This window comes from Rhodococcus sp. 14-2470-1a (assembly GCF_002259425.1).
In the GTDB taxonomy this organism is placed as follows: Bacteria; Actinomycetota; Actinomycetes; order Mycobacteriales; family Mycobacteriaceae; genus Rhodococcoides; species Rhodococcoides fascians_E.
In genome coordinates this window covers 158,376-170,018 of record NZ_NPFZ01000001.1, presented here as the reverse complement: position 1 = coordinate 170,018, position 11,643 = coordinate 158,376, and the positions used below count along the sequence as shown (strand labels likewise).

Here is an 11,643-nt window from a genome sequence, read left to right as displayed (position 1 = left end):
TCGGGCTCATGGCTTTCACGGGGATCCCTTTCGCCGCTCTCGACTTCTACGAGGACCTGGAAGCGGACAACAGCAAAGTGTGGTGGAACGCCCACAAGGACGTCTACCAACACTCGGTGAAGGAACCGATGACGGCGCTTCTCGCCGAACTCGAGTCCGAGTTCGGTCCCGCGAAGATGTTCCGGCCGTACCGCGACGTCCGATTCTCGAAGGACAAGACCCCCTACAAAGCGCACCAGGGTGCGTTCGTCGCGCGGGGCTCGGCCCTGGGGTACTACGTTCAGATCGACCCGGCCGGACTTTTCGTCGCGGGCGGCTTTTATCACGCGGACGCCGACGGAATCGCCCGGTTCCGGGACGCCGTCGACACCGAGGTGCGCGGGACCGAGCTCGAGAACATCGTTGCGGCGATGCAGAAAGCAGGCTTCGAGATCGGCGGCGACCAGCTCAAGACCAAACCGCGAGGTTACGACGCCGACCACCCGCGGATCGAACTGCTCCGCCACAAGACCCTGACCGTCAGCAGGCATTTCGGTTCGCCTGCCTGGCTCGAAACACCGAAAGCCGCTGCACGGGTCCGTGAATCGTGGCGGAAGATGGCCCCTCTCGTCGAGTGGGCCGAGCAGGTTCTGCAGTAGGTACCGGTGCTCAGCCGACCACCGAGTAGGTGCGCCATGCACTGCCGGCGTCCGGGGCATCCTCGCGCTCGACCGTCGCCTGGATCAAACCATAGGGTCGATCGTCGGCGTTGAATACCTCGTTGTCGTTGGGGACACCGAAACGTGCTGTGTCGTAGAGGAAATGATGCTTGTTGGGTGCCGACATCCGAATCTCTGCGATGAACGGATACTTCTGCAGTACCGCCTCACCCATCGCGTACAACGTCTGCTGCAGTGCAAGTGACTGCAGATTGGCGAACCGCTCGATCATCGCGGCCTTCACGCCTGCGTGGACTCCGTCCCAGTCCACGTCGGTGCGAGTGTAGCGCCACTGCGCAGTGAGAGACGTCGCCATCACCCGGTCATGGGTCGGTTCGAGCACGGTCAGCTCGTCCTCGAGGAAGCCCGCGAACTCCGACCCGGTAGACTTGAGGATGATCAGTTCCTTGAAACCGCTGACGACCCACGTCTTCTGGTACTCGCCCTTGCCTTCGACGGTCACCGCGGACGTGCGGATCTCCTCGCCCTTGCGCGTCCACGTGTGGTCGTGCTCGGCTCCGTCGACGACAACACGCTGCCAGGCGTACTCCTCGAGCTCGATGCGGGCGCCCTCGACGGGCTCGACATCGTCGACGTAATGCCGGGCAAGGTCGAGCCCGTAGCTCTCGATGTGCAACAGGCCCTTGGACTTGGCGTACGTGTATGCCGTCTGCTTCTGCGTATCCGTCGGTAGAACATTCGATTGATCGCCGACGAGGTGGGCGGGTGAGAAGTCGCCGCGCAGCGCGCTCGAGACGTTGATGTCGTGGATCTCGTGTCGCGGAGAATCACGGTAGATCCGTACGACTCGGTTCTCGGCTTTGCCGTACTGGTTTGCCCCGAGGACGATCTTGCCGTTCAGGTCGGTCATCTCAGCTCCCGCGATAGGTGGAATAGGCGAACGGGGACAACAACAATGGAACGTGGTAGTGCGCATCCGGGTCGGTCACAGCGAACGAGATGGACACTTCCGGATAGAACGTCGCCGTGCCGTGGACGTCGAAGTAGCTGCCGGTGTCGAAGGACAGGCGGTACGTACCGGTAGCGACCGGACCGGGTACCAGTTCCGGCACCCGTCCGTCGGCGTCGGTGGCCGCCGTCGCGATCTGTCCGTCCACCGGATGGAACAGCGCGACCCGTATCCCCACCGCGGGAGCCCCGGCGACCGCGTCGAGAACGTGCGTGCTGATCCCGCTCACTGCTGCGGCCCCAACACCCGGTTCAGTCGAATTCTGTTGATCTTGGCCAGTTCCACGCGCAGCACCCGTCGCTCGGTCTCGGGGTCGTTCCCCAATCTCTCTTCGAGGATAGCGAGCAACTCCGTCGCCGACCGTCCGGTGGCGCACACCAGGTATACGTGCCCGAACTGTGCTTCGTACTTGCGATTGGCCTCGGCGAGCTCGGCCAGCACATCCGATCCTGCACTCTGGACAGCCGCCTGCTCGCGCTGGGAGGAGCTGTTGTCCGCCCGCCCGCCGATCCGGGGGTGGCCGTCGAGCGCCTGGTCGATCTCCGCTTCCGGGAGTTCGGCGAGCACTCGATCTGCCCGGTCCAGCAGTTGATCTCGGGACGAGAACGGCCGAGACCCGGCGACCCGTCGAGCCCAGATCGACGACGAGCAACACTCGAACAGAGCATGCATCGCCTGCCGGTCCGACAGTTCGTTGAACCCGTCCAGGCCTATCCATTCGTGTAACAACGCATCTCGCTATCTGTGCTCGGTCAGCCGACCGAAGCGGGCGGCGGCGATGGGGTTGGCGTCGGCGACGAGGTCGTCGAAGCGATAGTTCGCGATCTTGGCGATCTCGATCATCGCAAACGATCGCTCGGCCGCGGCTGCATTCTCCATGCGCGACCACCCATTGGCGAGAACTCTGTCGTAGCGTTCGGTCTCCCTGGCACAGATCACGAGCGGAAATCCGAAGTGCTGCCGGTACTCCGCCGCGAGTTGGACGATGCTGTCGTGCTCGTCTTCCTCCAGATTGGACAGGCCGACGTGATCTGCGGCGTGCAGTGTTCCCGTCGCATCCTCACTGCCGAGGTCGGGGTAACTGTTGATCAGCTCCACCTGCTCCTCCGTCGTCCCGGCCAGCAGAGATTCCTGGAACGCCTCCCGCAGGCTGTGCGCGTCGGCGAACGGTGCCTGCTGGTACGCACGCTCGACCACCCATGGTGTGCCCTGAACCAGACCGCCGAACGTCGAGGCGAATTCGTCGGGAGTCATTGCGTTGACCTTGTCCAGGGTGATTCCCTTACCCGGTCCACCTGCCACGGCCTGGCCGCGACCACCGAGATGGAAGAACAACACGTTCAACACGATCGCCGTGACGGCTCCGAGGACGATACCGCTGCCGAAGAGCATCTCGAGCCATGCAGGCACGCCCTGGGACACCGTCGGTTGGATCGTCACCAGCATCGCGAGGCCCAGGCTGGTTGCCACGATGATCAAATTGCGGTGGTCGGTGAAATCGACCTTGGACAGCGTCTGGATTCCCACCACGGCAACCGTCGCGAACAGAGCCAGCGCCGCACCGCCGAGCACGGGCGGCGGAATCGACGCAACGACCGCGGCGGTTTTCGGCAGTAGCCCCAGCAGGATCATGATTGCGCCCGCCGCTGCCACGACCCACCGGCTCCGAACTCCGGTGAGACGCACCAGCCCGACGTTCTCCGAGAATGCGGTGTAGGGGAACGAGTTGAACGTCCCGCCGATCACCGTCGCCACGCCGTCCGCGCGCAGGGTTGCCGCTATGTCGTCCTTCTTGATCCGCTTCCCGACGATTTCGCCGGTGGCATAGACACTTCCGGTGGTTTCGACGGCAATGATCAGCATGACGACGATCATCGAGATGATCGCGATGACGCTGAACTTCGGCGCGCCGAACAGGAACGGCTGCGTGAAGCCCACCCACGATGCTTCACCGGTGCCGTCGAAGCTCATGTCTCCCAGAACGAATGCGACGGCGCTCCCGATCACCAAACCGAGCAACACCGCGATGGTCGCCATGAATCCTTTGAAGAAGCGCTGAATCAGCACGATGATCAGCAGGGTGCCGATGGCGTACGCCATCCACCGTCCGTTCGTCGGATCCTGCTCGTGCGTAGCGGGATTGGTCACCGCATCGTTGACGGCGACGGGGAGCAGTGCGACGCCGATGATCGTGATCACCGTCCCGGTCACGACGGGCGGAAAGAACCTCAGAAGCTTGCTGAAATACGGTGCCATGAAGAACGTGACGAGGCCCGCGACGATGACGGCTCCGTAGACGTACAGCAACCCCTCGGTGCCGCCGCCGTTCGCCATCGCGATCGCGATCACCGGTGACACTCCGGCAAACGTCACGCCCTGCAGAAGCGGGAGGCGAACGCCGATCTTCCAGAACCCCACGGACTGAATGATCGACGCGATCCCGCACGTGAACAGGTCGGCATTGATCAGGTGGATCAACTGTTCGTTGGTCAGTCCGATCGCGCTGCCGATGATGATCGGCACCAGTACGGCGCCCGCGTAGAACGCGACGACATGTTGAAAGCCGTACGCAGCGAGTTTGGGGACGGGCAACACTTCGTCGACAGGATGAACACGGCGACGCTTGATCGGGAGAACGGACATGTGGACACCTCGCGGTAGCGAACAGGAATCGAAGTCCTGCCACGCTGCAGGAGAAGTGGTAACAGAATCCGCCATCGCGGGAGATGCCGCGAGTCGAGCGGGCACAATAATGATCGGCTGTCCGGCCGTAGTCGTTGTGCGAATGTCCAAACGGAGGGTGCGCAGTGGTTCCAGATGCAGTGGTTCCAGATGCAGTGGGAGTGCTGCTGGCCGCTGGTGCCGGACGCCGATACGGCTCACCCAAGGTCCTCGCCCACGACGGTGACTGGCTGGCAGCGGCCGTCCAGGCATTGGTGGACGGAGGCTGCGCCGAGGTCGTGGTCGTCCTCGGTGCCGCCGACACCGACGTTCCCGCCCCCGCTCGCGCCGTGTATGCACCCGACTGGCAGGAAGGGATGAGCGCATCGCTGAAGGCCGGGCTCGCCGCGGCAGGTGACGCAGCCTTCGCCGTCGTCCACGTGGTGGACACTCCCGACGTCGGCGCGGAGGTGGTGCGCGCCGTCCTGGCAGCGGCAGACGCCACCGGGCTCGCACGGGCAGTGTTCGACGGTTCCCCCGGTCACCCGGTGGTGTTCGGACGCGAGCACTGGGCCGCAGTCGCCGCCGGCGCAACGGGGGACAAGGGAGCCCGAGAATTTCTCCGCAACCGCGACGACGTCATCGCCGTCGAGTGCTCGCGCTGGGCAACCGGTGTGGATCACGACTATCGATGACTTCGTACCGGGTTGTCAACGAGAACACGAGGTCCGCGTGTGGACGCCGGGACGACTGAAGGAAGTCGCTTCTCAGGGGTTTCGCTGCTGATACACGTCAGGAATCCCGTCCTGGTCGTCATCTCGCGTCTCGTCCTCGTGAATCTTTCGGTACACCGTGTTGCGCGCTCGAAGGAGGGCCGAGGCCAGCAGGGCCGCCATGATCGATCCTGCGAGCACACCGATCTTGACGTGGTCGTCGCGTTCGGTGCCTGGTCCGAAGGCGAGGTCGCCGATCAGCAGCGACACGGTGAATCCGATGCCGGCAAGTATGGAAATTCCCACGACGTCCACCCATCTGACGGTGCTGTCCAGCGATGCGCGAGTGAATTTCGAGAGCAGGAAGGTGACACCGAAAATCCCGACGGTTTTGCCGATCACCAGGCCCGCAATGATTCCGAGTGCCACGGGGTCGGTGATCGCGCTGGTCAGTCCGCTGAAGCCACCGACAGTCACGCCTGCCGCGCAGAATGCGAACACAGGAACAGCGACGCCGGCGGAGATGGGGCGAATGCGATGTTCGAAGTGCTCGGCGAGTCCGGGGCCGGCATCGGGTCCGCCCGCCGCTCGGCTTCGAATCACGGGGACTGCAAACCCCAGTAGTACTCCTGCGACGGTGGCGTGGATACCCGATTCGTGTACCAACACCCACGTGACGACTGCGAGCGGGATGAGGATCCACCACGATCGTATTCGTTTCTGAACGGCGATCGTGAACAGACCGAGAGGGATCACAGCGAGGGCGAGTGCTACGAAGTTCACCTCGTCCGTGTAGAAGATCGCGATGACGGTGATCGCGAGTAAGTCGTCGACAACGGCGAGAGTAAGAAGGAACGTCCTCAGTGCAGTGGGTAGATGGGTCCCGATCACGGCGAGAATGGCCACAGCAAACGCGATGTCGGTCGCTGTGGGAATGGCCCATCCCTGCAGCGCGCCGTCACCGGTGTTGCGGTTGACGAGCACGAAAATCAGTGCGGGAACTATCATTCCGCCGACCGCGGCCGCGATGGGAAGCGCTGCGCGCTTCGGATCGCGGAGGTCGCCCGCGACGAACTCGCGTTTGAGTTCGAGGCCGACGACGAAGAAGAAGATCGCCAGCAGTCCGTCGGCTGCCCACGTCGAGACGGTGAGATTCAGATGAACCGAGGACGGCCCGATCGTGAAGTTCATCAAGGTTCGGTAACTGTCGGACAACGGCGAGTTCGCCCAGACGAGTGCCGCGACGGCAGCGACGAGTAGTAGAACTCCGCCTACCGTTTCTTTGCGGAGTACTGCGGCGATACGACTGGCTTCGGACCACGAACCGCGGGAGAACAGTGTTCGCGGTGTCGGAGATGTCGGCATGATGGCCTTTCGCAACGTCATCACCCACAGCAGTGGGGCAACGACTTTCGGGCATGGTCAATTCATGCCGACCAGACTTCCCGGCGCACCGAGGGACAACTCTAGCGGGGTTGGTTGCAGACGTGTAATCGAGCGATTCTCGATCTGTTCAGCATCCCAGCGCCGAAGCCAGTTCGACGATCGACGAAACGCTATGAGTCCAGTCCGACTCCGCCGTCAGATCCGTCGACTGAGAAGGTCCGTGCTCGGTGGGGCGGGCGATGAAGGCGGTCTGGAATCCGCATGCACGCGCCGCGTCGAGGTCACTGTTGTGCGCGGCGACCATCATGCAGTGCTCCGGTGGGACACCGAGGAGGTCGGCTGTGCGGAGGTATGCCTCGGGGCTCGGCTTGTAGGCGCGCACCGGCTCGGCGCCGAGAATCGCGTCCCACGGCAATCCGGCGTTCTTCGCCATGTCCAACAGCAGCGAGATGTTGCCGTTGGAGAGGGGAGCGATGACGAACTGCGACTTCAACCGCTCGAGTCCGGAGACCGAGTCCGGCCACGGTGTCAGTCGATGCCATGCGCTGTTCAACTCCGCAACGGCCTCGGCGGGCAAACGCACGCCGAACTCGTCGAGCACCGTCCGCAGGCTTTCGAGGTGAAGCACGTCGAGACGGACGAACTCCCGTGCACCGGATCGGACGTCCTCCATCGATGGTTGATAGAGACTGCGCCAACGGTCGGCGAACGCGTACGAATCGACGTCGCCAGGCAGTGCGTCGGCGCAGTGCGCGGCAACGCTGGTTCTCCAATCGACGACCGTGCCGAAGACGTCGAAGAGAAGTACTTTCGCCGTCACCGATCGCGCCGCCTGGAGCGATCGCCACCGAACAGCAGGGCACCGGTCAGAGGAATGAGTAGGAAGAACAACCAGCTGTTGGACACCGGCACCACGAAGAACAGGATCAGCGCGACTATCGGTGCGGCTGCCAGGGTGGCTTTGCGCCAGTCCCAGCCATCCACCACCGCCGGGGCTGCCGGTTCTACGGTGGGTTCCGCTGACTTCGAGATATCCAGTGGCCGAGACGCCGTCGGTGCCAGCGAGGGGGTGGGGAGATCGGTGAAAACAGAATCCAACTCGCCACGCGTTGTCGCTGCCGTCACCACTGCGCTGCGCTCGTCGAACTCGGGGAGAGTGAGGCGCCCGTCGCTCAGGTGCTGACTCAGATTGGAGAGCGCCTGCTCGCGTTCGGCGGTACCAATGCGAACGTCCGGGTTGTCGGCCATGACAGACAGACTAACCCGGACGTCGCTTTCTTTCGTACTACTTCAGTTCTGCGAGGACGGTGCCCTGGGTGATGGCCGATCCTGGTTGGACGGCGAGCCCGGTGACGACGCCTGCTTTGTGGGCGTTGACGGGGTTTTCCATTTTCATGGCTTCGAGGACGGCGATGAGGTCGCCTTCGGCGACTTCCTGGCCTTCTTCGACGGCGACCTTGACGACGGTGCCTTGCATGGGTGCGGTGACAGCGTCACCGGATGCAGCTCCGGCTCCTGCTCCGCCGCGCTTGCGGGCCTTGGGCTTCCGACGGATCGCGCCGTCACCGGCGTTGCCACCGCCACCGAGGGAGAATTGGCCGGGCAGGGACACCTCGACGCGTCGGCCACCGACCTCGACGACGACAGCCTGACGCGGCAGAACCTCGTCCTCGTCCAACGTTTCGCCGGCGGTGAACGGGGGAACCTGGTTGTCCCATTCGGTTTCGATCCAGCGGGTGTGGACGTCGAAGGATTCCCCGTTACCGATGAACGCGGGATCGGAGACCACGGCAGCGTGGAACGGGATGACCGTGGCGAGGCCTTCGACCTTGAATTCGGCCAACGCGCGACGGGAGCGTGCGAGGGCTTCCTCGCGGGTGGCGCCGGTGACGATCAGCTTGGCGAGCATGGAGTCGAACTGGCCACCGATGACGGAGCCGGATTCGACACCGGAATCGACGCGCACACCGGGGCCGGACGGCGCGACGAACGTGGTGACCGGGCCGGGGGCGGGCAGGAAGCCGCGGCCTGCGTCTTCACCGTTGATGCGGAATTCGAAGGAGTGTCCGCGCGGGGTGGGGTCCTCGGTGATGGACAGTTCTTCGCCGTTGGCGATGCGGAACTGCTGCAGCACCAGGTCGATGCCGGAGGTTTCTTCGGTGACCGGGTGTTCGACCTGCAGGCGGGTGTTGACCTCGAGGAAGGAGACCAGGCCGTCCTGTCCGACGAGGTACTCCACGGTCCCGGCGCCGTAGTAGCCGGCCTCTTTGCAGATGGCCTTGGCGGAGGAATGGATCTCGGCGCGCTGGGCGTCGGTGAGGAACGGTGCGGGTGCTTCCTCGACGAGCTTCTGGAAGCGGCGCTGCAGGGAGCAGTCGCGGGTGCCTGCGACGACGACGTTGCCGTGCTGGTCGGCGATGACCTGTGCTTCGACGTGGCGGGGCTTGTCGAGGTAGCGCTCGACGAAGCATTCACCGCGACCGAACGCTGCGACGGCTTCGCGGGTGGCGGAGTCGAACAGCTCGGGGATCTCTTCGCGGGTGCGGGCGACCTTCATACCGCGGCCGCCTCCGCCGAAGGCGGCTTTGATGGCGATGGGGAGGCCGTGTTCGTCGGCGAAGGCGAGGATTTCGTCGGCGTCCTTCACCGGTTCCGCGGTGCCGGGAACGGAGGGTGCTTTGGCGCGGGCGGCGATGTGGCGGGCGGTGACTTTGTCGCCGAGGTCTCGGATGGATTGGGGGGAGGGTCCGATCCAGATCAGGCCTGCGTCGATGACGGCCTGGGCGAAGTCGGCGTTTTCGGAGAGGAAGCCGTAGCCGGGGTGGATGGCGTCGGCACCGGACTTGGCTGCGGCGCCCAAGAGTTTGTCGATGACCAAATACGATTCCGCCGAGGTCTGGCCGCCGAGGGCGAAGGCTTCGTCGGCGAGGCGGACGTGGGGTGCGTCGGCGTCGGGTTCTGCGTAGACCGCGACACTTCTCAGGCCTGCATCTGCTGCTGCTCTGATCACCCGAACTGCAATCTCGCCGCGGTTGGCGACGAGAACTTTGGTGATATGCGCACTGGCATGGCTGGGCACTGAGCCTCCTGTGGTGTCGAGTGTTCCGTGCTGGCCGTTTCGTGCCGCACTGGTACGAGCGTCTCTTCGGAGTTTAAGCACAGGCCCGAACACAACCGAAACTGGATGGTGATTATGGGGAACCTCCCCAAAAATCGAGTCACTACCTACTGATTGGTAGCAATCGGGCCGGTACCGGACGCGTCCAGGCTGTACGAGCGCCCTGCTCGACCGAGGAGTGCGTAACTGCCGGTGTCGACCACCTCGTCGACGATCCGGCGAAGTGCGCCGACGTACTGATGGACGTTCGACGTCGCCTCCTCGGTGTTGGGGTAGCGCGCCGAGATGTTGATCCCGCGCGGTGTCCGGTTGATCCAGATGTAGACATCGTGGTCGTACTGCCTGCTGCGTAGCGCGCGTGCATTCCAGTCGTGCCAGTTCTCGGCCATGGGGGCGAAGCGCACGTCCATGAAGGAGACGACGAAACGCGGTTTCGCCGACGTGTCCAAAGCCCGGAAGACTCGATCGAGGGGAACCCGGGCAACAGGTTTGGTCGCCGTGACCTGTTCGGTTGCCTGAGCCACGATGGAACCGAACGACTCCGCGTCGGCGATGTCGAACGACAACGGGCACAGTCCGACGAACCATCCGAGAGAGGACACCCAGTGCGGCTGGTCGCGGGTGTGGACCGGAGTGATGGTGCGAAACCGAGTGTCGCCGGAGAGTTCTGCGCCCGCGACAGCCAAAGCGGCGAGCAGGCCGGAGAACAGGCTGTTTCCGGTCTTCCGACACGCCACCGAGAAGGCGTCGGCTCGCTCCGCGTCGAGGATCCACGCCGACAGGCCGCTCTGCGGAGCGTGCATCCCGCCCGGTCGACCGATGTCCAGCGGGAACGCAGGCAGCTCACCGTTGCCCTCGTCCAAGAAGTGCTTCCACGCCAGAACGGCATCGTGCGTGTTCTCCAGTTCCTCGTGCACACGTCTCTCGGACACACCGAAGTCGAGGTACGAACCTGCCTCGAACAACCCGGCAGGCACCTGATCCTTGGCCTCCGCATACAGCGCCGAGATCTCGTGAGCGACGAGAACGGTGGACAGTCCGTCGATGATCGAGTGGTCCGCGGCGAAGAAGACAGTGACGCGATTCGGGGCTTCCTCGGCCAGCGGCTCGAGCGTCACGAACGCGTAGGCGGGCCACGCCAGTGGTGACGTGAACTCGTCGAACAGGTATTGAAGGTGCTCGTAGACCTCACCGGACTGAACGCAGCGTTCCTGCTCCACCTGCCAGATGTCGATGGCACCCTCGGCTGCGGTGACACGAGACAGTGCGCCGGAGTTCTCGTCGATCGACGCGTGCGAGCGCATCGACTCGTGACGGTCGATCCACGCGAGGACGGCGCGCCGGAACGCAGGCTTGTCCAGCGGGGCGTCGATCTCGAACGCTGCGCCTAGCCAGCTCTCCCGCCCTCGCCTCGGGCTGGCGAGGCTGGAGCGTAGATGCGCCTCGTGGACGTACGACGTGGGTCGGCTGTCCGGCTGCCACCCGGCCAGAACCGGAGTGGTGGCGTGCGGCCCGACGCTGGGAATCCACTCGGTGATGGTTCCAGCGGGGATGGCGTAGTCAGCCAGCTCGGTGAACTCCATGCGGCACTGACCATCTTTCCCGGTGACTTGAACAGACAACTACTGCAGCCGAGTGTACCGAGCCCGAAGTGTATCGATCAAGACGACCGGTCACCTCAGGTGTCGTTTGATGCGCGCCAGCATCGCGGACATGCCGCGCAGCCGGAGCGGGCTCACCGCGTCACCCAACCCGAGCGCCAGATAGAAGTCGTCCGGCACGTCCAGAATGTCCTGCGCACTGTGACCGTCGAGGCCCTGGTGAAGGATCGACGCGAACCCGCGCGTCGTCGGTGCCTCCGGCGGCGCGCTGAAGTGCAGCTGCACATGGTCTCGGTCGTCGGCGTCCACGGAGAGAAACAGTGGGGACTGGCACTCCGGAACGGGCTCCATCGCTGCCTGCTCGAGGTGAGCAGGCAGCTCGGGAAGCTCACGGCTGAACTCGAGCAGTAACTGAAGCTTGTCCTGGCCCCCGACCGCCGCGAAATCCTCGACGATCTCGGCCAGGGTGTCAGGCATGCCCTGAGAATCGGCCACG

12 protein-coding genes are annotated in these 11,643 nt (G+C 64.1%); 2 read left to right on the top strand and 10 right to left on the bottom strand.

Annotated elements, in window-relative coordinates; all coding sequences use genetic code 11:
* Window positions 1-8: 8 nt before the first annotated feature.
* Window positions 9-638, top strand: a complete 630-nt coding sequence (locus tag CH292_RS00820) for a DUF2461 domain-containing protein (protein ID WP_019666168.1) — start codon at window positions 9-11, stop codon at window positions 636-638.
* A 10-nt stretch (window positions 639-648) separates the two neighbouring features.
* Here the strand turns inward: CH292_RS00820 and pucL are convergent, their stop codons facing one another.
* From pucL to CH292_RS00800, 4 genes are read right to left on the bottom strand one after another with little or no spacing between them, the layout of a single operon-like run.
* The gene (gene pucL, locus CH292_RS00815; RefSeq protein WP_020112150.1) at window positions 649-1,569 is read right to left on the bottom strand and encodes a factor-independent urate hydroxylase; all 921 of its coding nucleotides are present in this window, start codon (window positions 1,567-1,569) and stop codon (window positions 649-651) included.
* Between the two features lies 1 nt (window position 1,570).
* Complete coding sequence (gene uraH, locus CH292_RS00810) at window positions 1,571-1,897, bottom strand: hydroxyisourate hydrolase (protein WP_019666166.1); 327 nt, start codon at window positions 1,895-1,897, stop codon at window positions 1,571-1,573.
* A complete protein-coding gene (gene uraD / locus CH292_RS00805) occupies window positions 1,894-2,397 on the bottom strand; it encodes a 2-oxo-4-hydroxy-4-carboxy-5-ureidoimidazoline decarboxylase (RefSeq protein WP_019666165.1) in 504 nt (167 codons plus the stop codon). Before uraD ends, uraH begins: the two co-directional genes overlap by 4 nt.
* Window positions 2,398-2,406: 9 nt before the next feature.
* On the bottom strand, window positions 2,407-4,311 hold the full coding sequence (locus CH292_RS00800) for a solute carrier family 23 protein (RefSeq protein ID WP_033190513.1): 1,905 nt from the start codon (window positions 4,309-4,311) through the stop codon (window positions 2,407-2,409).
* Between the two features lie 179 nt (window positions 4,312-4,490).
* Between CH292_RS00800 and CH292_RS00795 the strand changes: the two genes are divergently transcribed.
* Window positions 4,491-5,024 (top strand): NTP transferase domain-containing protein, encoded by a 534-nt coding sequence (locus CH292_RS00795; RefSeq protein WP_094653822.1) that lies wholly within the window; start codon window positions 4,491-4,493, stop codon window positions 5,022-5,024.
* 72 nt (window positions 5,025-5,096) lie between these two features.
* Here the strand turns inward: CH292_RS00795 and nhaA are convergent, their stop codons facing one another.
* From nhaA to CH292_RS00765, 6 genes are all read right to left on the bottom strand, one after another.
* Window positions 5,097-6,428, bottom strand: a complete 1,332-nt coding sequence (gene nhaA / locus CH292_RS00790) for a Na+/H+ antiporter NhaA (RefSeq protein WP_094653794.1) — start codon at window positions 6,426-6,428, stop codon at window positions 5,097-5,099.
* 127 nt (window positions 6,429-6,555) lie between these two features.
* Complete coding sequence (locus CH292_RS00785; RefSeq protein WP_094653793.1) at window positions 6,556-7,248, bottom strand: haloacid dehalogenase type II; 693 nt, start codon at window positions 7,246-7,248, stop codon at window positions 6,556-6,558.
* Complete coding sequence (locus tag CH292_RS00780) at window positions 7,245-7,676, bottom strand: DUF1707 domain-containing protein (RefSeq protein WP_094626514.1); 432 nt, start codon at window positions 7,674-7,676, stop codon at window positions 7,245-7,247. Before CH292_RS00780 ends, CH292_RS00785 begins: the two co-directional genes overlap by 4 nt.
* Before the next feature lie 37 nt (window positions 7,677-7,713).
* Window positions 7,714-9,507: an acetyl/propionyl/methylcrotonyl-CoA carboxylase subunit alpha gene (locus CH292_RS00775; RefSeq protein ID WP_094653792.1), complete on the bottom strand. Its 1,794-nt coding sequence runs from the start codon at window positions 9,505-9,507 to the stop codon at window positions 7,714-7,716.
* Between the two features lie 146 nt (window positions 9,508-9,653).
* The gene (locus CH292_RS00770; RefSeq protein ID WP_094653791.1) at window positions 9,654-11,129 is read right to left on the bottom strand and encodes a condensation domain-containing protein; all 1,476 of its coding nucleotides are present in this window, start codon (window positions 11,127-11,129) and stop codon (window positions 9,654-9,656) included.
* Window positions 11,130-11,219: 90 nt separating this feature from the next.
* On the bottom strand, window positions 11,220-11,624 hold the full coding sequence (locus CH292_RS00765; protein WP_020112141.1) for a SufE family protein: 405 nt from the start codon (window positions 11,622-11,624) through the stop codon (window positions 11,220-11,222).
* Between the last annotated feature and the right edge of the window lie 19 nt (window positions 11,625-11,643).